Annotated in this window: 13 protein-coding genes; 4 read left to right on the forward strand and 9 right to left on the reverse strand. The window is 74.3% G+C overall.

The window, feature by feature from the left end; all coding sequences use genetic code 11:
* Positions 1-16: 16 nt before the first annotated feature.
* A complete protein-coding gene (gene pgfA / locus IEZ07_RS08285; protein WP_068894631.1) occupies positions 17-937 on the reverse strand; it encodes a cell envelope lipid trafficking protein PgfA in 921 nt (306 codons plus the stop codon).
* Positions 938-1,060: 123 nt separating this feature from the next.
* Between pgfA (IEZ07_RS08285) and IEZ07_RS08290 the strand changes: the two genes are divergently transcribed.
* Positions 1,061-2,311 carry an acyltransferase family protein gene (locus tag IEZ07_RS08290; protein WP_239319681.1) on the forward strand — a complete coding sequence of 417 codons (1,251 nt, stop codon included), beginning with the start codon at positions 1,061-1,063 and terminating at the stop codon, positions 2,309-2,311.
* Positions 2,312-2,319: 8 nt separating this feature from the next.
* Here the strand turns inward: IEZ07_RS08290 and IEZ07_RS08295 are convergent, their stop codons facing one another.
* Positions 2,320-4,215, reverse strand: coding sequence for a glycosyltransferase family protein (locus tag IEZ07_RS08295; protein ID WP_191894216.1), 1,896 nt, complete (start codon positions 4,213-4,215; stop codon positions 2,320-2,322).
* A gap of 113 nt (positions 4,216-4,328) precedes the next feature.
* Between IEZ07_RS08295 and IEZ07_RS08300 the strand changes: the two genes are divergently transcribed.
* The gene (locus tag IEZ07_RS08300) at positions 4,329-5,072 is read left to right on the forward strand and encodes a class I SAM-dependent methyltransferase (protein WP_191894217.1); all 744 of its coding nucleotides are present in this window, start codon (positions 4,329-4,331) and stop codon (positions 5,070-5,072) included.
* Here IEZ07_RS08300 and pgfA (IEZ07_RS08305) read toward each other — a convergent pair.
* The 7 genes from pgfA (IEZ07_RS08305) to IEZ07_RS08330 all read right to left on the reverse strand — a co-directional run bounded on the left by pgfA (IEZ07_RS08305) (position 5,022) and on the right by IEZ07_RS08330 (position 17,388).
* Positions 5,022-6,101, reverse strand: coding sequence for a cell envelope lipid trafficking protein PgfA (gene pgfA / locus IEZ07_RS08305; RefSeq protein WP_191894218.1), 1,080 nt, complete (start codon positions 6,099-6,101; stop codon positions 5,022-5,024). The two genes, IEZ07_RS08300 and pgfA (IEZ07_RS08305), sit on opposite strands and share 51 nt — an antisense overlap.
* The gene (locus tag IEZ07_RS08310) at positions 6,098-10,237 is read right to left on the reverse strand and encodes an alpha-(1->3)-arabinofuranosyltransferase domain-containing protein (RefSeq protein ID WP_191894219.1); all 4,140 of its coding nucleotides are present in this window, start codon (positions 10,235-10,237) and stop codon (positions 6,098-6,100) included. The genes pgfA (IEZ07_RS08305) and IEZ07_RS08310 overlap by 4 nt, the downstream gene beginning before the upstream one ends.
* 19 nt (positions 10,238-10,256) lie before the next feature.
* A complete protein-coding gene (locus IEZ07_RS08315) occupies positions 10,257-11,603 on the reverse strand; it encodes a glycosyltransferase family 4 protein (protein ID WP_373868846.1) in 1,347 nt (448 codons plus the stop codon).
* Positions 11,604-11,772: 169 nt separating this feature from the next.
* Positions 11,773-11,904: a hypothetical protein gene (locus IEZ07_RS35525; RefSeq protein WP_255529966.1), complete on the reverse strand. Its 132-nt coding sequence runs from the start codon at positions 11,902-11,904 to the stop codon at positions 11,773-11,775.
* Between the two features lie 133 nt (positions 11,905-12,037).
* A complete protein-coding gene (locus tag IEZ07_RS08320) occupies positions 12,038-13,864 on the reverse strand; it encodes a hypothetical protein (protein ID WP_191894220.1) in 1,827 nt (608 codons plus the stop codon).
* Positions 13,865-13,950: 86 nt separating this feature from the next.
* On the reverse strand, positions 13,951-16,224 hold the full coding sequence (locus IEZ07_RS08325; protein WP_191894221.1) for an acyl-CoA dehydrogenase family protein: 2,274 nt from the start codon (positions 16,222-16,224) through the stop codon (positions 13,951-13,953).
* Between the two features lie 54 nt (positions 16,225-16,278).
* On the reverse strand, positions 16,279-17,388 hold the full coding sequence (locus IEZ07_RS08330) for a hypothetical protein (RefSeq protein ID WP_191894222.1): 1,110 nt from the start codon (positions 17,386-17,388) through the stop codon (positions 16,279-16,281).
* A 131-nt stretch (positions 17,389-17,519) separates the two neighbouring features.
* Here IEZ07_RS08330 and IEZ07_RS08335 point away from each other — a divergent pair, with 131 nt between their 5' ends.
* Positions 17,520-19,004 (forward strand): AMP-binding protein, encoded by a 1,485-nt coding sequence (locus IEZ07_RS08335; RefSeq protein WP_191894223.1) that lies wholly within the window; start codon positions 17,520-17,522, stop codon positions 19,002-19,004.
* A gap of 93 nt (positions 19,005-19,097) precedes the next feature.
* Complete coding sequence (locus IEZ07_RS08340) at positions 19,098-20,180, forward strand: S1C family serine protease (RefSeq protein ID WP_191894224.1); 1,083 nt, start codon at positions 19,098-19,100, stop codon at positions 20,178-20,180.
* The last annotated feature ends 32 nt before the right edge of the window (positions 20,181-20,212 follow it).

Genomic DNA, 20,212 nt, shown 5'->3' on the forward strand with positions numbered 1-20,212 from the left:
GTTCTCTCCTCGCCGGTCACGCCTTGCCGTCTGCGCCGCGCGCCACGAAGAACCCGGTGACCAGCAGGACCAGCCCCAGCAGGAGCAGGACCAGCGGGATCGTCACCTTGATCATGGAGATCTGGTTCTTGCTCTCGGTGGCGTTGGACACCAGGTCGTTGACCGTCTCGGGGGTCATCCTGATCGTGGCCGCGAGGGCGGTGACGCTGTGGGCGCCGTCCTGGGTGCGCAGCACCTCGTCGCGCCGCTGCTCCTGCTTGACCGGCGAGCCGGTCACCGGCTCGATCCAGAACGTGTTCTTGCCCTTGTAGATCCGGTCCACCTGGACGTCGCCGGTGACGTCGGTGACGCCCATGACGGAGGCGGGCACGCTGCGCGTCTCGGTCTTGGTCTCCGGCACGTCCTGCTCGAACTTGTAGGCGGTCAGGCCGTTGACCTGCTCCTCGCCCACGAACCTGGCGTCGAACGCCTTGCCCGCCACGGAGTTGAAGACCTTGTAGGTCTTCTGCTCCACGTCGAAGGGCCACTTGTAGATCTGGCCCTCCATCGTGACCGGCCTGTCGTCGATGTTCACCGAGCAGCAGGTGACGCCCTCGCCGGTGTACTTGTTGAAGGCGCTGCGCCGCTCGGTGATCGTGATGTTGGGGTTGTTGTTCGTCACGTCGTTGACCGCGGTGAACTCGTCCCAGACGACCGTGTCGCCCTTGGCCTGGCTCACGTCGCCGCGGGTGGTGACCGTGACGCCGAGCTGGGCGGTCATGACCTTGAGGTCCCTGGCGCTGAAGTACTGCGCGCCCTCGGCCTCCAGCTTGCTGATCCCGTACTGCGCGGCGGGCGCGGCGACCAGGCTGCCGGCCACCTGGAACCGCACCAGTGGTGCCAGGACGATGAGAAAAGCTCCCAGGGCTAAGAGAACGATCCCGACTATTCGGCGCATTGATCCTCCTGGGGGGTCCCTGGATGGGCAGGTGGTCATGGGGGGTGAAATGTACTTAAATCGCGAGCTACTGGCCAGTATGTTAGTGACGCCGATCACCCACGTCACCAGGGATGCGGAAAAGTGACCGAAACAAGTTCTAGGTCGGTGCCCGCCGTCCGCCCCGCCGTCCGCCTCGCCGTCCGTCCCGCCGTCCACCAGGAGGCGGCCGGTGCCGGCGGCCGTCTGGACGCCCTCGACGGGGTGCGCGCGGTGGCCTCGTTCACCGTGCTCCTCTACCACGTGGCGAACGAGACCGGGGCCGCGCTGCAGGAGGGTTTCACCGGCGCGCTGCTGTCCCGCGGCGACGTGGCCGTGCCGATCTTCTTCGCGCTCTCCGGCCTGCTGCTCTACCGCCCCTTCGCCGCCGCGGTCCTCACCGGCGCCCCGGCGCCCCGGGCCGGGGCGTACCTGTGGCGCAGGGCCGTCCGCATCCTGCCCTCCTACTGGCTGGTGGTCGCGGTCGCCCTCCTCCTCTGGTCGCGCGAGCACCTGGCCGACGTCTGGAACTGGATCGTCCTGCTCACGCTGAACCAGAACTACGCGGTCGAATCGTGGTGGCACGGCCTCGGCCCCAAGGGCCTGGCCCAGATGTGGAGCCTGTCGGTGGAGGCCGCGTTCTACCTGGCCCTCCCCCTGCTCGCGGCCGGGATGGCCGCGTTCGCCCGGCGCGGCGGCGCCGACGCCGACCGGCGGGCCCGGCGGCTCCTGGCCTGCCTGGGCGCGCTGGCCGCGGCCTCCTTCGCCTGGACGCTGCTGGTCTACTACCCGGAGTACCGGCCCCACCTGAACCTCTGGCCGCCCCGCTCCGCGGTCTTCTTCGCCGCGGGGATGGCCCTGGCCGTCGTCATGGCGTGGGCGCGGGCCCGGCCGGACGGCCCCGCCGCCCGCTTCGGCCGGGGGGTCGCCGCCTCCCCCGGCTCGTGGTGGCTGGTCGCCGCCCTCGCCTACGCCGTCGCGGCCTCCCCGGTGACCGGCACCCGGTTCCTCGGCATCGACGGCGTCTGGTCGGGCCTGTTCGAGCTGCTCCTCTACACGGTCGTGGCCTTCTGCCTGCTCGCCCCGGCGGCGCTGCTCCCCGACGGCGGCTCCCCGGTCCGGAGCCTGCTGGGCAACCGGTTCACGGGCTTCCTCGGGCGCATCTCCTACGGCGTCTTCCTCTGGCAGTTCGTGGCGATCTACGCGTGGTACGGGTTCACCGGGCAGCAGCCGTTCACCGGCGACCTGCTCGCCAACCTGGTGCCCGTCACCGCGCTCACGGTGGGCCTGGCCACGCTGACCTACCTGCTGGTGGAGCGGCCCTTCCAGCGGCTGAACGCCCTGGTGAAACGCTGAGACACTGCTCAGGCGGGCTCCTCGCCCTCCGCGACCGGGGTGCCCAGCGCCATGCCCGTCAGGCAGACCTGCGCGGCCGGATCGTCGATGACGATCCGGACGCCCTCGCCCACGCCCCGCACCGGGAAGTGGATCAGGTCGCCCGGCGTCGCCCGCAGGCTGAGCGCGAGGCGCTCCTCCCCCGCCTCGAACGTCACCGAGGCGGGCCGTACGGCCGAGTAGGACAGCGAGCCCGCGGTGGCCGGTCCGCCCGGGGCGGTCACGTCGGGGAAGACCACCGCGCCGTCGGTCACCGGCAGGCACCGCTCCCCCGGCCGCACGGCCTGGAAGAAGCCGAAGAGGCCCATGTCCGCCAGCCGGCCGCGCCGGTCGAACACCTTCGCGTCGTGGGTGGGCTCGGGATTGGCCATCCTGAACCGCAGGGCGGGGCGGGCCAGCGGGGCGAGCGCCCGGCTGCTGAGGCGCTCGTCACCCAGCCACGGCACCATGACGGTGCGCGGCACCGGGGTCGGGTAGATCACGACGTCGTCCGGTGCGGCGGCGAGCTCCGCCTCCGCGGTGGTGAGGTAGTCCCGGGCCAGGTCGCCGGTGAGGGTCGCCCGGTAGCCCTCGATCGAGACCGTCGACACCGCCAGGTAGGCCCCCGCGGCCAGCACCGCGGCCAGGGCACGCGTACGGCCCGCCGGCAGCGGGCGGCGGTACGCGTCGCGCTCCCCCTCCGCCGGCAGCAGCGCGAACCCCAGGCAGAGCATGAGCATGACGACGGCGTCGGCCACGTAGCGGGGCTCGGCGCCGCTCACCGCCATGGCGCCGCCCCGGGCGACCACCGTGGGGACCGCGTCCGCGGCCAGCAGGTAGGCCCCCAGCAGCACCCAGGCCCGCAGCGCCCGCCGCCGGTAGGCCAGGCTGATCCCCACCAGGGCCGCGGTGACCAGCCAGGCGACCGCGACCAGGGCGTCGGAGGGCGCCGCCAGCCCGCCCGTCGCGCCGCTCCCCGTCCAGGTGAGCGGGCCGCCGACCGCGCCGGCGGGGAAGGTCCGCCCCAGCATGGTCCCGACCAGCTCCAGCGCGACGCCCGGCACGGGCGGCCCGCCCCCCGCCTCGGCGGACAGGCTCCGCAGCACCAGGTAGAGCCCGGTGTAGGCGGCCATCACCGCCGCGTAGGCCCCCCAGAGCCGCCGGTGCCCGCGCAGTTCCGCGATCACCGACCGGGCCCAGCCCGTCTCCCGGTCGCGCAGGAAGGCGGTGGTGACGCCGAGGAGCACGAAGCCGACGAAGATCCCCTTGGTGCTGAAGGCCATGGCCGCCACGAACCAGCCGAGCGCCCGCAGGCCGTACCGGACGCCCTCGCCGCGGGCGAACCGGACCTGGGCGGTCAGCGCGAGCACCAGCGCGAGCTGGAGCGGGACCGCGTTGATCGCCGCCGCCCACCAGCCGAACGAGGGGATCGTCAGCGGGCAGAAGAGCAGCACCGCCAGGAACGGCAGGATCATCGGGCGGGTGCCGAACAGGAGCCGGAGCAGCCGGAGGGCGAGCACGCCGAGCAGCGCCTGCGCCAGGAGCGTGACCCCGGCGGCCAGCGTCCAGTCGTAGGGGGCGACGCGGGAGAGCACCCAGGTCAGCGCGAGCGAGCCGGGCATGAGGTGGCCGCTGTGGATCCGCGTCACGAAGTCGAGCGTGAGCCCGCTCTCGTAGGCGTTGCCGACGAAGACGAGGTCGTCCTCGACGAAGTAGGAGTCGCCCAGGACCAGCACGCGCAGCGCGAGCGAGACCCCGATCAGCAGCCCCGCGGCGAGCGCGACCGGATCGCGGAGCGCCGCCGTGCGGCCGGGCGGGACGGCGCGCGCCGCGCTCCCGGGAGGGACACCGCGCACCGTCCGCGACCCGCCCTTCGCCACTTCCACCCGCCCGGCCCTCCTCTGTCTCCGAATGATCACCCTACGGTCCGGTAACATCGCTCACAATACGGTGTTATGCTCCGGCCCACCCGATTCGTCCATCGCGGTGAGGAGCACCATTGGAGACTCCCCCGGCCCCCTTCCGCGCCACTCTCGGCCGGTCGGTCAGGCTGCTCGGCGCCTTCCGCAAGGAGCAGAGCGACCCGGACTTCTTCTACGGCCTGCTCGCCCGTGACACCGTCGCCCAGCTGGCCTCCTACACCGACCTGAACGACGCGCTGGTCGCCGACATCGGCGGCGGGCCGGGGTACTTCACCGACGTGCTGCGGGCCGCGGGCGCCCGGCCCGTCTGCGTGGACTGCGACGCCGGGGAGATGATGGCCCGCCGGGGCGCGGCCCCGGAGGGCGCGGTGCTCGGCAGCGCCCTGGACATCCCGCTGGCCGACGGCGCGGTGGACGTCTGCTTCTCCTCCAACGTGCTGGAGCACGTCCCGGACCCGTGGCGAATGGCCGCCGAGATGGTCCGCGTGACCAGGCCCGGCGGCGTGATCTACCTGTCCTTCACCAACTGGCTCTCCCCCTGGGGCGGCCACGAGACCTCCCCGTGGCACTACCTCGGCGGCCACCGCGCCGCCGCCCGCTACGCCCGCCGGTACGGCAGGCCGCCCAAGAACGTCTACGGCACCAGCCTGTACCCCGTCTCGGTCGGCGCGGCGCTGCGCTGGGCCCGCCGGCGGCCCGACGCCGAGATCCTGGACGCCCTGCCCCGCTACCATCCCCGCTGGGCCACCCCCGTCGTCCACGTCCCGGGCCTACGCGAGATCGTGAGCTGGAACCTGCTGCTCGTCCTGCGCCGCCGCTGACGGCGGCACCGGCCGGCGCAGCCGTACGGCGACCAGCAGCAGCACGGCCCCCAGCAGGCAGAACGCGCCCGGCAGCACGTCCCGGACGAGCAGCGCCCACCGGGTGAAGGCCCGGGCGGCGGCGACCTCGGCCGCGACGTCCTCGGGGGACATGACCAGGTCGGCCCGGAGGCTCACCGCGCGCTCGACGCCGTCCACGGTGCGCAGGGTCTGCCGGTGGCTCTCCATGGTCTTCACCGTCAGGCCGCTCTCCGGTTCGACCCAGAGGGTGCGGGTCACCTCGGCGTACCGGGAGACGCCGAGGGCCGGCCTGCCCGGCAGGCCCAGGGCCCGGCCGGGGAGCGACCCGGGCACGTCCTCGATCTTGATCGGCCCCACCGTGTAGCCGTAGCGGTGGGCGCGGATCCCCTGGACGTCCCCCTCGCCCTCGAACCGCAGGGTGACCGCCCGCCGCAGCACCGTGTCGTACATCGGGTAGGAGCGCGGCTCCGCGCGGAACGGCAGCCGGAAGGCCAGCCCCGACTGCCGCGCCCCGGCGTCCTCGTCGACGTACTCCCCGCAGCAGTTCACCGTCATCGCCGTCCTGCGGTCGAAGGCGGTCCGGCGCTCGTGGTAGTCGATCCGGTTCCCCCGGGCGTCGGCGAGCGAGGTGAACTCCGTCCACACCGCGGTGTCGCCGTTCCCCGCCGCAGGGTCGCCCTTCAGCGTGACCGTGGCCACGAGCGGGACGCCCTCCCTGAAGGAGAGCGTCCCGTGGTCGAAGTAGTCCCCGTCCGACGTGGCCAGCCGGTAGGTCCTGTCCTGCTCCAGCGGCAGCGCCAGGACGCCCTCGTAGACGTGGAGGCGGAGCAGCGCCGCGAGGGTGAAGAGGAAGGCGGCCGCACCCAGGGCCGCGGTCCAAAGCATCCGCCGCGTCGGCCCGGACCCGCCGGACGCGGCGATCCCGCCGCCCGCCACGGGCCCGCCGGACGCCACGAGTTCACCGGTCGCCGCAGTCCCGCCGGTGGCCGCCGTCCCATCGCTCGTCACAGTCCCACCGTCAGTCTCTCCGGCCGCCGCACGGCGGCGACGGGCTGCGGGTGCCGTTCCCCCGGGACGCCCTCGCGGGCGGGGACCGCCGCCAGCAGCCAGCCGATCCCGACGAGGCAGAGCACCTGGGGCACGGCCCCGAGGAGCGCGCTCTCGTCGAAGTGCCCGAGCGCCCGGCCGGCGGCGAAGGACGCCCCGGCCAGGCCGAGCAGGACCACCGAGGCCCACGGCGCGGTCACCGCGGCCGCGACGCCGGGCAGCGGCCCGCTCCGCGCGTGCCGGGCCCGGGCCACCCGGTCCAGCCAGGCGTGCAGGCCCAGCGCCGCGCACACGATCACGGCCCCGGCGAAGCCTCCCGTCCACAGCCCCAGCAGCGGGGCGAGGCCCCAGGCCCAGGCAGCGCGGACCGCGGCGGGGGCCGTGCCCGCCGGGTGCCGCGCCGTACGGCGGGCGGGCACGAGCGCCGCCGCGGCCACCAGGAGCACCAGGACCAGCCCGCCGAGCAGCGCCGCCCGGTAGGCGGCGTCGGGCTCGTAGCGCATGGTCACCACGCCCGTCGCCGCGGGCGCCTCCCAGGCCTGCCGCCACCCGTCCAGCCGGACCGGGACCAGGGGCTCGCCGTCGAGGTAGGCCTTCCATCCCCGGTTGAAGTTCTCGTTGACCACCAGGTAGGAGGGCTCGGAGGTGGAGATGCGCACGCGCCGCTCCGCCGGTCCCCACGTCTCGGTGCCGACCGGCGCCGCGTCCGCCCCCCGCGCGGCGGCCGTCTCCGGCGCACGCAGGAGCACCGACTCGATCCGGAAGGCGTCGGTGTGCGCGGCGCTCACCCGGGCGGGCCCGGCGGCCAGCTCCACCGGCGCGCAGGAGCGGTACCCGAGCGGGCGGCCGTTCAGCACGTCGTCCAGCGTGCCGGTCACGATCTCGGTGGGCACGGCGTTGCCGTTCACGGTGAGCGCCGGGCCGAACCCGCAGGGCAGCCGGATCGGGAAGGACGCCAGCGAGCCGAGCTTCCGCACGCCCGGGATGCCGACCTCCGCCACCTCGATCTGCCGGGCCGCGGAGGAGGTGAACGTGATCTCCAGGCGGTCGGCCCGCAGCGGGGTGAAGGTGATCCGGCCCTCCGCCCCGGTCCAGGCCCGCACCGTGCGGCCGCCGCCCCGCACGGTCACCCTGACCGGCGGCCGCCCCAGGTAGGAGTCGGGGAAGAGCACCCGCAGCTGCGAGATGACCGTCTTCCTGCCGAGTTCCACGGTCAGGGTGGGGTTCCGGTCCGCGGGATGGGCGTACCAGAGCGTGCTCAGGTCGCCGTCCATGGCCGCCCGCCCGATGACCGCCGGGTGGTCGGTGGCCGTGGAGGAGGCCGTCACCCTCGGGAAGACCCGGGGCAGGGTGGTGAGCCGCCGGGCCGCGACGGGGTCGGTCAGCACGGTCCGCCCGGTGACGGCCCGCGGACCTCCGGTCCTGACGGTGAACTCCCGGTTGAAGCCGTAGCCGTCCTCCCCCAGCACCTCCAGGTGCGGCGCGCAGGTCCACGTCTTGACCCCCCGCATGCAGGCGGACGCGGAGCCCTGGCGGGTGAGCAGCACCGTGCCTGGGTCGCGCTCGGCCGCCGGGGGGACGGTGATCCTGCGGCCCGCCCGCACCCCGGGGACGGTGATCTCGGAGATGCCGACGCGGTTGCCCACCGACATCCCCTCGCCGCGGGCCACCCCGGTCACCCGGATCCGCAGCCAGGAGCTCCGGCCCGGCGGCGGGTCGACCGCCTGGGGATCGCTCGTCTCCCGCACCGGGACCCGGCGCGTCCCCGCGGCCGTCTCCACGGAGATCTCCGCCACCGGCGGCCCGACCGCCTTCTCGAACGCCACGGTGATCCGCGGGATCTCGATGCCCTCGACGAACCGCACCTCCAGCCACTGCCCGACCATGCCGTTCCAGCCGTCGGAGCGCCAGCTCGTGCGGTGGTCGCCGTCGACCGCCGCGTACGGCTGCCGCCCGGGGTCCCGGTGCGCCCCGATCGCGGTGACGTCCGACTCGGCGGAGGAGGCGAGCACGTCGGCGACGCCCGAGTGGTCGGCCGTGGCGGTGGATCCCTGCCACGCCGGGTCCACCAGGTCGGAGGCGGTGTCGCGCCGCGGGGCCTGCCCCTCGGTGAGGGTGGCCGTGCCGGACCGGCGCAGGTCGCCGAAGACGATCTCGCGGCGGCGCAGCGTGTCGGTCGCCACCGTGTCGCGGGCGGGCAGCGCCCGCGCCCCGGGTTCGTCGCCGACCAGCACGGGCCGGTCGTCGGTCAGCAGCCCTTCCTCCGCCAGGGACAGGACCGCCTCCGGCGCCCCGGTGACGCGGACCGCGCCCTGGCGGGGCACGGTCCCGGCCGTGGGCGCGGGGTCGGGTACGGCGTAGACCTCCAGGGCCGGATAGGACTGGTCCAGCCAGCCCGAGGCCGTCGGATGGGTCTCGGTGCCGGCCTGCGGCCCGAAGGAGGCGACCCGCCGCAGGCCGGTGGACTCCTCCAGGGTCTCGTGGACGCGGGCGGGCCAGGCCGTGCCGAGCGTCCCGCGCGCCAGGTCGTTGCGGACGAGCAGGTAGGTGACGCCGATCCGGCGCAGCGCGGAGGTCAGGCCGGGTGATCCCTTGCCGGTGGCGAAGCGCTCGTCGACCGCCTGGAGCAGCCGGGCCAGGCCGGGTGATCCCCAGGGCACGTTGGTGTGGGTGGCCCAGCGCACGGTCAGCAGCGACTGCATGGGCTCGTCGATCGGCCGGCCCCACACGTACTCGCCCCGGCGGGAACCGGGCACGGCGAGCACCATCCCGTCGCCGGTGCGCTCGTTGAGCCAGTCGGCGGCCTGCCGCCAGTAGGCGGGCAGTTCGGCGAACGCCCCCTGCGGGGTGACCCCGGCGGAGGCGACGGGTACGGCGGCCAGCACGACGACGCCGGAGAGCCCGGCCAGGACGGGCCTGCGGAACGGGAGGCGGACGGTCAGCGGGAGCGCGGCGAGGCCGAGCGCGAGCGGGAGCCGTACCAGCGCGTCGAACTTGTGCAGGTTGCGGAAGGGCGCGAGCGGGCCGTCCAGCAGCGCCCGCACCTGGTCGGTCCAGGGGTGGGCCAGCGCGTCGGCGTGGCCGAAGGAGATGACCGCGACCCCGGCGAGCGCGGTCAGCGCGAGGAAGGAGCGCTCGGGAGTGGTGCGGGCGGCGAGGCCCGCGGCGCCGAGCCCGGCGGCGAGCGCGGTGGCCGCGATCAGCCACGGCGCGGTGGCCTGCTCGAACGCGGCGGGCAGCCACGGGCTGCCGTCCACCGGCAGGAACGCCATCCAGCCGGAGGTGCCGCGCAGGATGTTGAGCAGCGAGGTGACGCCGGTGGTGGCCGAGGCGGTCTCGATGAACGGCAGGAAGGAGAAGATGTAGCTGCCCATCACCAGCAGCGGCACCAGCCACCACAGGGACACCGCGCCGACGCACGCCAGCCACCAGGCCAGCAGCCTGCGCCTGCGCGGCCCTCCGCGGCGGGTGAGCAGGTACAGCAGCGGGACGGCCAGCACGGCCAGCTCGGCCACCGCGTTGATCCCGCCGGCGAACAGGAACGCCAGCGCCGACAGGGCCGCCGCCCGGCGCGGGCTCACGTCCCCTGAGGCGGCGCGCACCAGCGGCAGCATGATCCACGGCAGTACGGCGCTCGGCTGGAACTCCGAGGAGTTGATCCCGATCAGCGCGACCGCGTGCGGGGCCAGCGCGTAGGCGAGGCCGGCCAGGATCCGGGTCGCGGGCGTGCCGACGCCCATCGCCCGGGCCAGCCGTTCCACGCCCAGGAAGGCGGCGCACAGCACGGCGGTCATCCACAGGCGCTGGATGTTCCACGGCGGCATGTCCAGCGCCTCGAAGAGGGCGTAGAACGGGCCCATCGGGAAGAAGTAGCCGTGCGCCTGGTTCTGCAGGTGGCCGAAGAACGCCCCGTCCCACAGGTGCACCGCCCTCGACAGGAAGCCCAGCGGGTTGAGCGCCATGTCGAGCTTGGTCTCGGAGATGATCCGGCCGGGCGAGGTGTTGAACGCGACGGCGCCCAGCAGCAGGCAGCCCGCCAGCAGGCGCAGCCGGTGCCGCATCCGGGCGGAGGCGGCGGCCGTGCTGTCAGGGGTCATCGGGAGGTCACCGCGGGGCTCACGCAGGGTCGGTCTCACTTACGGCGAGACGGAGGTCGGGGGCTCCGGCCTGCGGGCGGCCCGCGGACCGGCGTCGACGGTCAGCTATGGAGAGATCTGTGGTGATAAGTCTGGTTATCGTAGCGCCGGTCCGCCCCCAGGTGAACTCCCCCGCCCAGGCCCGGCACGCCCGCTGGATCTCCGCCCGCCGCGCCGGGTCGGACAGCTCCCGGATCGCCCGCTCGACCGCGGCCGCCAGCGTCTCCCCGTCCCGGACCAGCCAGCCGGTCTCCCCGTCGCGGACCGAGTCGCGCAGACCCGCGACGTCGTAGGCGACCGTGGGCACGCCGAAGGCCGCCGCCTCGATCACCGTCAGGCCCCAGCCCTCGAACTCCGAGGCCGTCACGTTCAGCAGGGCCGAGCTCAGCACGGCGTTCTTGTCCGGCTCGGAGAGGAAGCCGTGCAGGTGGACGCGGTCGGCGACGCCCCGCTCGGCGGCGAACGCGGCCAGCGCGCCGGACTCCGGTCCCCGCCCGACGACGTGCACGTGCAGGCCGGGACGGCTCTCCCCGAGTTCGGCGGCGAGACCGACCACGCGCTCGACGCGCTTGTGGCCGACCAGCCGGCCCAGGTAGACCACGGCCGGGTCCCCCGGCACGGTCCGCTGCGTGACGGGCCGGACCGCCGGGCCGCCGTTGGGCACGACCTGGATCGGGGCCGTCCAGCGCAGCCTGGCGCGCAGGTCGTCCCGGGAGGACTCGGAGACGGTGACCGTCGTGCGGCGGCGGTAGAGCAGGCGGGCCACCGGCCCCTCGATGAAGCAGCCGATCCTGGCCAGCCAGGCGGGGAAGAACGCGTAGAACTGCCGGTCGTGGACGTGGTGCACCAGGCAGATGACCGAGGTACGGCGGCGCACGACGAGCGGGGAGAAGAACGGGATGCCGTTCATCGAGTCGATGACGACGTCGAAGGAGCGGCGCCGCAGCAGCAGCCAGAGCGGGACGAGCAGGTAGACCAGGTAGCGGTTGCCCATCCGGTGCAGCGTGATGCCGTCGAGGTGCTCGCTCCCGGCCTGGCCGGGTTCCCGGCTGGTCGCGAAGTGCACCGTCGCGCCCTGGGCGACCAGGTGGCGGCTGACCTGCCAGGCGTACTCCTCCGCGCCGCCCGCCACCGACTGCCGCGGCTCCCGGAAGTTCAGCACCGCCACCCTGACGCCCTCCAGCGGGGCCGCGGCGGCCTCCCCCGTCCCGCCCCCGGCCTCCGTCCCGCCGGCCTCCAGGCTCAGCCGGGGCCGCGGTGCGGCCGGCGGGTACGACGCGGCCGGCCGGTACGGCGCGGCGGCCGCCTTCCCACGGGATAGGACCACGATCTCTCCTCCACTCCGTGCTCCGCGCACGGCCGGATCAGGGCATGGCGAAGCCAGGCCCCGAGCTGATCAGGGCATGACGAGGTCAGGCCCCGAGCTGATCACTGATGTCCGGCCCCGCCTGGCCGGTGAAGAGGTGCCCTCGGGGGCCGCCGGACGGCCCCCGAGTTCACTTGTCGCCGTAGTTGTACAGCGGCCTGTTGGGCGGCTCCGGCGTGGGCGCGGCCACGTTGACTACTGCCACGGAGGCACCGACCGCAAGGACCGCTCCGACGGCCAGTGCTGCGAGCACGCGTATCACTGGGCTCTCCCTCACAGATTCGGACAGTGTGCCGAGAGTAGAACGTGATTCATCTCATAAGCCATAGGCTTAGTAAAACCGTGACAAAGCAAGTTACCCTCCGGTACGCCTTCCGGTCCCACGTATCTCCAGGTCAGGAGGGGCAATCGAGGCGGAGGAGACGGAGCTCCCGACCCTGGAAAACGGGCGCGCCATCCTGGAACGCGTTCTCGGAAGAGTGTTCGAGAACGTATCGCACCCCGAGCCCGGCCAGGGCCGCGGCCCGTCGCTCCGGGTCACCGCGCAGCACCGCCCCGACCCGGACGGCCAGCGGGTCCTCCGCCGCCACCCGGATCCGGCCGCCGCCGGGCAACCCCACCAGCAGCTCGTCGTTCCAGACCACCCGCCGCGCGAACAGCTTGGTCGCCGGGTCCAGGACCACCCGCCCGCCGTTCCAGGCGAACGCCCGGTGCGCCCCCCAGGGCAGCGAGAGCAGCGCCCCCGGGACCGGGTCGGCGTTCACGATCGCCTGGACCCGCCGCCACTCCTCCGGATAGCCGACGGCCTCCAGCCGGCCGAACGCCCCCAGCGCGAGGGTGGGCAGCACCAGCACCGGCACCGCCACCGCGACGGCGGTGACAGCGGCGGTGGCGGCCCGGGAGGCGAGCAGCCGTACGGCCGACGCCAGGCCGAGGGCCTGCAGCAGGGCGAACGGGGCCAGGTAGAGCTGGCCGTCGCGGAGCGGCCCGAACCCCGGCCACCAGCCCACCAGCGCCTTCAGCACCCCGGGCGCGAGGGCCCCCAGGCACGCGACGCCCAGCCCGGCCACCGCCGCCCCGGCCAGCCCCGCCCGGTACGGCGGGGCCCCGCGGCCCTGCGTTCCGGCCGAGGAGCTCCTGACCCGGGACTCCGGCGGCCCCGGGGAGAGCGCCTGAGTCCGGGACCCCGGCGGCCCGGCCTCCGATGCTTCCGCGGCGGAGGCCGGCGGCCCGTCACCACGGAGCCGTACGAAGCCCCAGACGGCGACCCCGGCCAGCAGCAGCCGCACGCCCGCCGACCACCAGGACTCCTGACCGGGCACCACCGCGTGCGCGTTCCAGATCCCGCCCAGTCCGAGCAGGCTGCCCACCACGCCGAGCGGGCCGTCCGCGCGGGCCGCGAACGCGTCCACCCCGGCGGGGTCGGTCGTGGCCCCGCTGAGCAGGGCGGGCACCAGCCACGGCAGGCTCAGCACGCCCAGGACGAGCGCCGCCTCCCCCGCCCTGCGGGCCCGCTTCGCCGCACCGGACGACCGGAGCGGCGCACCACCCTGCGCACCGCCCGCACCATCCGCACCGCCCGGAGAGCTCGGAGAGCTCGCACCGCCCGGAGAGCTCGGAGAGCTCGCACCGCCCGGAGAGCCCGGAGAGCCCGCACCGCCCGGAGAGCCCGGAGAGCCCGCACCGCCGGGCAGCGTCACGGCGGTGGCGAGGACGACCAGCGCCGAGACCAGCATGGCCTGGAAACCGCCGACGGCCGCCGGGAGCAGGGCCGCCGCGAGCCGCAGCCGCCCGCCGAGCACCACCGCCCGCACCGCCCAGGGCAGCCCGGCCACGCCCAGCAGCAGCGCCCACTGACCGAGCAGCAGCCGCTGGGCGAGATAGGCGTTCCAGGCGTAGAAGGCCGCGGCGGCCAGGCGCGGACCGAGCCGCCCGGACGGCACGAGCGCGGCCGCCCCCGACGCGGCCAGCACGAAGATCCCGAGCAGGAGCGCCTTCTGCACCGCCTGCCCGGGCAGCACCGCCGACAGCAGCGCGACCACCAGGTCGCTGGGCACGGCCCGGGGGAAGCCCTGCCCCGGAAGGGCGAGCGGCGGATCCGGGACGAACACCATGTCGTAGCGGAGCACGAACCCCGGGCCGAGGGCGGGCCCCAGCGCCAGCAGCCCGAGCAGCAGCCCGAGCAGCGCCGGCGCCAGCGTTTTAGCCCGATCTGTCCGCATATCGCCAGACCTTACGGCAGCCCCGGCAACGTCCGCAGAGGCCGCCGACACCGGTGGTACCGGCACCGGTGTCGGCGCCTCCGGGTCTACTTGCCGGGCTCCGGGTCGCGCGGCAGGCCGAGCATGCGCTCGGCGATGATGTTCAGCTGCACCTCCGTAGTGCCGCCGTAGATCGTCATGGCGCGGGTCGCGAGGACGGCCCGGTTCCAGAAGCCCGGGTCCCCGAGCTTGACGTCGGCCGCCAGCACCGCCGAGGCGCCCAGCAGCCCCACCGCGCACTCCGAGACGTGCTGCGCGTGCGAGGTCGACAGCAGCTTGCGGACCGAGGCGTCGGCGCCCGGCTCGGCGCCGGCGAGCTGCTTCATCGTCACCCGCAGGCTGAGGGCGTTGATCGAGTGCCCCTCGCAGACCACCCGGGCCAGCTCCTGCCGCTCGGCCGGGTTCAGCTCCCGGCCCAGCCGCCCGGCCAGGCCGAGCAGGTCGGGGACGGAGGCCCCGGTGCCGCCCGAGCCCGACGAGAGCGAGACCCGCTCGTTGGACAGGGTGTTGCGGGCGACCTTCCAGCCCTCGCCGACCTCGCCGACGACCAGGTCGTCCGGGACGAAGACGTCGTCGAGGAAGACCTCGTTGAACAGGTTCTCACCGGTCATCTCGGTGAGCGGCCGGACGGTGACGCCGGGCGCCTTCATGTCGACGAGGAAGTAGGTGATGCCCTCGTGCTTGGAGCCCTCGGAGGAGTTGCGGGCGATGCAGATGCCCCACTCGGCGAAGTGCGCCACCGAGGTCCAGATCTTCTGGCCGTTGAGCCTCCAGCCGCCCTCGACCCTCTCCGCCTTCATCTGCAGCGCGGCGAGGTCGGACCCGGCACCCGGCTCGGAGAAGAGCTGGCACCAGATCATCTCTCCGGCGAGCGTCTTGGGCAGGAAGCGCTCCTGCTGCTCGCGCGTGCCGTACGCGGCGATCGACGGCACCACCCAGGCGCCGATGATCATCTGCGGGAGCTTGACCCTGGCGGCCTTGAGCTCCTGGAAGATCAGCACCTGCTCCAGCGGGCTCGCGCCGCGCCCCCACGGCCGGGGCAGGTGCGGCATGACGAACCCGCCGTCGGCCAGCGCCCGCTTCTGCTCCCTTCCCTCCAACTGCGCGATCGCGGCGATCTCGGCGCGGATCGACTCGCGCAGCGCGGCCGCGTCCTCGGGGAGCTCGATCTCCATCTCGCGGGAGACGCCGTTCAGCGCGAGCTCGGCGACCGACTCGGCCCACTCCGAGCTCGGGCCGAGCAGGGCGCGCAGGGTGAGCGCGCGGCGGTAGTAGAGATGGACGTCGTGCTCGTAGGTGTAGCCGATGCCGCCGAAGATCTGGACGGCGTCCTTGGCGCACTGCACCGCGGCGTCGGGAGCGGTCACGCCCGCGATCGCGGCGGCGTAGGCCGACTCGTCGCCCGCGTCCGCGCCCGCTCCCTCGCCCTCGGCCGCGCCCGCTCCGCCCGCCGCGTCCGCCCGCCGCTCCGTGTCCGCCGTCGCCCGGGCGGCGTCCCAGACGGTGGCGCGGGCCTGCTCCAGTGCGACGAGCATCCGGGAGGCCTTGTGCTTCACGCCCTGGAACTGGCCGATCGGACGGCCGAACTGCACCCGCACCTTGGCGTACTCGGCGGCGGAGGTCACACACCACGACGCGACGCCTGCGGCCTCGGCGCCCAGCAGGATCGCGGCCAGGTTCAGGACGGCCGAGCCCTTCAGCCCGTCCAGCACCCGGTCGGCGGGCACGGCGACGTCGTCGAGCTCGACCCTGGCCACGCCGCGGGTGAGGTCCAGGGACCCGACCGGCGTCACGGTCGCCGCGGAGGCGTCCACCGCCACCCACACCTCGCCCCGGTCGGTGTGCACCGGGAGCACCAGGACGTCGGCGAGCGCCCCGCCGAGGACGAACTCGGCGGTGCCGCCGACGGTCAGCGCGCCGTCCGCGCCCCGCCCGCCGGAGATCGAGCCCCGCAGCGCGACCGCGCCGGTCAGCGTGCCGTCGGCGAGGCCGGGCAGCAGCTCGGCGCCGGCCTTGCCCTCGGCGGCGAGGATCGCGGCGCTGGCGAGCACCGTCGGGACGTAGGGGCCTGGGGCGACCCGCTCGCCCAGGGCCTCGACGGCCACGGCCGTCTCCAGCAGGCCGTACCCGCTGCCGCCGTGCTCCTCGGGGATGTGCAGTCCCAGCAGGCCCTGGTCGGCCAGACCGGACCAGAAGGCGGGACGCGCCTCGCTCTCGGCCGCGATCGCGGCCCGTACGACCTCGGACGGGATGTTCCGCTCGGCCCAGCCGCGCACCGACTCGTGGAGCGCCTCGTGCTCCTCGCTCAACCCGATCGCCATGACAGCCTCCAGAAACGGTTCAGTAGCAGAACCATATTCTAGAAGGTGCTTCCATCACAACGCGCGGACGCTCGTCACCAGAGGCGCGATGTCCGCCCACAACCGCTTGCGGCCGTCCGGTACGGTCACCAGGAACACGGCCGGCTCGGCCCGGCGGGTCTCCAGCAGCGCGAGCGCCGCCTGCGAGCTGCGCCGGACACTACCGAGCTCGTAGTCGACGCGGTAGCCGAGCACCCAGCCCCGGCCCGCGGCGGGCCGCTGCGAGGCGGTCCACGCGACCCGGGCGCCCGGCGGATAGTGGTTGCGCAGGGCCCACCGCACCGCGCTCAGCGCCGCGGCGCGGAAACCGGCGTCGGTCCGCGGCCCGGTCCACGGCGTCCTGCCGGGCAGCGGGAGCGAGACGGCCAGCGTGCGCGGCAGACGTGTCCCGCCCACCCGCTGACCCGCGGCGAACGGCGGCACCGGCCCGTCCGCCCACGGCCGCCCCAGCCTGACGTAGGTGATCCCGCTCCCCTGGTCGACGACCGCGCCGACCACCGGGCTCGCCCTGCCGGGCAGCGCCGCCAGGGGCTTGGACCTCGGCGGTTTCGGGAGCCTCGGCCGGACCGCCGCCGCGGGGGACGCGCTCGGCGGGGCGGAGGCGGCCGTCGGCGCCGCGTCCGGGACGGGCTGGCGCAGCGGCACCGGGTCGGCGGGCTCGTCGCCGGAGAACAGGGCGAAGACCGAGAAGATCGCCAGGACCGTCACGACGGCGGCCCCGGCGCTGTAGACCAGCCTGATCGGGATGTCGGCGATCCGCGCCCCCAGCCCGCGCCGGAGGACCCGCCCGGCGGGCGGAGCCCCGAGGCGGAACGGCCCGGCGGCGTCACCGGAGTCACTCGAACCACCCGAACCACCGGAGTCACGGGAGTCACCGGAACCACCCGCGTCGCCGGCGTCGTCACCGCCGGACGCGGCCTTCGCGGGTCCGGCGGGTTCCGGTCCCGGCCGGCCGGGACCGGACACCTGGACGTCCGCTCTCTCCTGCGGCCGCCGGGGCACGCGCGGGGTGACGACCGGGTCCCCGTCCGGGCGGACGACGGGCATGGGCGTGGTGGGCGCCTCGTAGGACGGGACCCGCCCGTCCCGAGAGCGTCCGGAGGAGGTGCCGTCAGCGTCCGCCATGGCCGCCAGATTACGTCGGCTGGGTGGCCGACACACCGTTTCCGACCACGCTTGTGCCGCGAGCACACGCCTCGCCGGAGGCGGCGACCCCCTCTTCCAACACCAGAATCTAGTTCTGTATGGTCGCGCTCATGAGGGGTTTCTACGAGATCGCCGCCGCCGACCCCGCCCGCGCCGCCGTCCTGGGAAGCACCGCTCCCGGCCGTGACGCCGTGCCGGTGACGTACGGCGACCTGCACGACCGGGTCAACCGCGTCTCCCACGGACTGCTCGCCCGCGGCGTCACCCCCGGGGACACCGTGGTGACGGTCCTGCCCAACGGCGTCGACGCGATCACGATGATGCTCGCGACCTACCAGATCGGCGCCTACCTCGTCCCGGTGAACTGGCACTACACCGCCGAGGAGATCGGCTACATCGTCACCGACTGCGCGGCCCGCGTCGTGGTCGGCTGCGAGCGGTACGCCGACGCCGTACCGGGCGGTTACGAGGAGGTCGACGCGCTCGCCGCCGGCCGCCCCGCCGCCCCGCCCGCCGAGCGCCGGGCCGGATCGATGATGCTCTACACCTCGGGCACCACCGGCAGGCCCAAGGGCGTGCGCAAGCGGCTGATCGAGGTCACCCCCGAGGAGCTCTTCCCCATCCTGGTCCGCAAGAGCTGGCGTCACTTCCGGCTGCCGCCCGACGGCGTCCACCTGGTCCTGTCGCAGCTCTACCACTCCGCCCCGTACGGCCAGGCCATGATGGCGCTGCAGTACGGCCACTCGCTCGTGCTGACGGAGCGGTTCGACGCCGAGGAGGTCCTGGAGCTGGTCGAGCGGCACCGGGTGACGAACACGTTCATGGTGCCGACCATGTTCCACCGGCTCCTGGCCCTGCCCGCCGAGGTCAGGGGGAAGTACGACCTGTCGTCCCTGACGCACCTCTACCACGGGGCCGCCCCCTGCCCGCCCGCCACCAAGCAGGCGATGATCGACTGGCTCGGCCCGGTGCTGTGGGAGTACTACGGCTCGACCGAGGCCGCCGCGGTCACCATGGTCTCCTCCGCGGAGTGGCTGGCCAGGCCGGGCACGGTCGGCCGGGCGGTCGATGGCATGCGGTTCTCCGTCGTCGGCGAGGACGGCGAGGAGCTGCCCCCCGGAGAACCCGGCCTCGTCTACATCGGCGGCATCAACCGGTTCGAGTACCACCGGGACCCGGCCAAGACCGCCTCTTCGATGCTCGGCCGCCTCTACACCGCCGGCGACATCGGTTACCTCGACTCCGACGGTTACCTGTTCCTCTGCGACCGGCGGACCGACCTGATCATCTCGGGCGGGGTGAACATCTACCCCGCCGAGGTGGAGGCGGTGCTCCTGGAGCACCCCGCGGTGGCGGACGTCGCGGTGATCGGCGTGCCGGACCCGGAATGGGGGCACAAGGTCGTCGCCCTCGTCCAGCCCGCGCCCGGTGCCGAACCCGGCCCGGACCTGACCGCCGGCCTGCTGGCCCACTGCGCCGGCCGGCTCGCCAGGCTCAAGCACCCCCGGCTGATCGAGTATCGCGAGCGGCTCCCCCGCACGCCCACCGGCAAGCTCAGCCGAATCGGCGTGCGCGAGGCGTACCTGTCGTCCTGACCGGCCGTCCCGACCCTCCACGCTTTCCCGGCCCGGCGGGCGGCGGGCGGCGGAACCGTAATCTTTTCCCACGGGCCGGGAAGGTAGGCCCGCATGGAGAGACTCGCGCATCTCGCACTGCTCACCGCCGTCGCGGTGACGCTCGGCGGCTGCAGCGCGGACATCGGTGCCCGGCCCGCCGGAAGCCCCGCAAGCCCCGCCGCCACCGCCTCCCCCGTTTCCCCCGCCGCCCCCGAGGGCGGGCCCGCGGCGCTGGAGGCCGCCTACGAGAAGGTCATCGGCGACGTGCTCCCGTCCATCGTGCAGATCAACACGAGGACCGGACTGGGCTCGGGCGTCGTCTACGACACCGCGGGCCACATCGTCACCAACGCCCACGTGATCGGCCAGGCCAGGGAGTTCGAGGTCACCCTGGCCAGCGGCGGCGCCCCCCGGCCCGCCCGGCTGGTCGAGGCCTTCGAGCTTGGCGACCTGGCCGTGATCAAGGTGGACGACCCCACCGGTCTCACCCCGGCGAAGTTCGGTGACTCCGGGAGACTCCGGGTCGGCCAGATCGTGCTGGCAATGGGCAACCCGCTCGGCCTGTCCGGCAGCGTGACCAACGGCATCGTCTCCGCGCTGGGCCGCACGGTCAGCGAACCCCAGACGCAGGGCTCGCCCGGCGCCACGATCACCAACGCCATCCAGACCTCGGCCGCGATCAACCCGGGCAACAGCGGCGGCGCCCTGGTCAACCTGGCGGGCGAGGTCATCGGCATCCCCACCCTCGCCGCCACCAACCCCGAGCTCGGCGGCGGCGCGGCCCCGGGCATCGGCTTCGCGATCCCGTCCAACACCGTGACCGACATCGCCGGTCAGATCATCAAGGGCGGCAAGGTCGTCAACACCCGCCGGGCCGCGCTCGGCGTCTCGGTGCAGACCGTGGTCGGCGGCCAGGGCGGCGCGGTGGGCGTCGGCGTCATGCGGGTGACCGAGGGCGGCGGCGCCGAGCGGGCCGGCATCGAGCCGGGCGACGTGATCGTCTCGGTCAACGGCACCGAGACCCCGACCACGCAGGCGCTCTCCGAGGTGCTCGCCACCCTCAAGCCGGGTGACGAGGCGAAGGTGGGACTCCTGCGCCCCGACGGCTCCACCCCGACCGTCACCGTCACCCTGGGCGAGCTCTCCGAGGATTGACTGCTCCCGTCCCTGAAGGGGAGGGGATTCCC

Origin of the sequence: Planomonospora parontospora, assembly GCA_014647935.1 — a bacterium.
GTDB classification, from domain to species: domain Bacteria; phylum Actinomycetota; class Actinomycetes; order Streptosporangiales; family Streptosporangiaceae; genus Planomonospora; species Planomonospora parontospora.

Excerpts from the sequence above, each read along its gene's own strand:
- IEZ07_RS08340 (WP_191894224.1), top strand. The coding sequence starts at position 19,098 with ATGGAGAGACTCGCGCATCTCGCACTGCTCACCGCCGTCGCGGTGACG.
- IEZ07_RS08335 (WP_191894223.1), top strand. The coding sequence starts at position 17,520 with ATGAGGGGTTTCTACGAGATCGCCGCCGCCGACCCCGCCCGCGCCGCC.
- IEZ07_RS08330 (WP_191894222.1), bottom strand. The coding sequence starts at position 17,388 with ATGGCGGACGCTGACGGCACCTCCTCCGGACGCTCTCGGGACGGGCGG.
- IEZ07_RS08325 (WP_191894221.1), bottom strand. The coding sequence starts at position 16,224 with ATGGCGATCGGGTTGAGCGAGGAGCACGAGGCGCTCCACGAGTCGGTG.
- IEZ07_RS08310 (WP_191894219.1), bottom strand. The coding sequence starts at position 10,237 with ATGACCCCTGACAGCACGGCCGCCGCCTCCGCCCGGATGCGGCACCGG.
- IEZ07_RS08320 (WP_191894220.1), bottom strand. The coding sequence starts at position 13,864 with ATGCGGACAGATCGGGCTAAAACGCTGGCGCCGGCGCTGCTCGGGCTG.
- pgfA (WP_068894631.1), bottom strand. The coding sequence starts at position 937 with ATGCGCCGAATAGTCGGGATCGTTCTCTTAGCCCTGGGAGCTTTTCTC.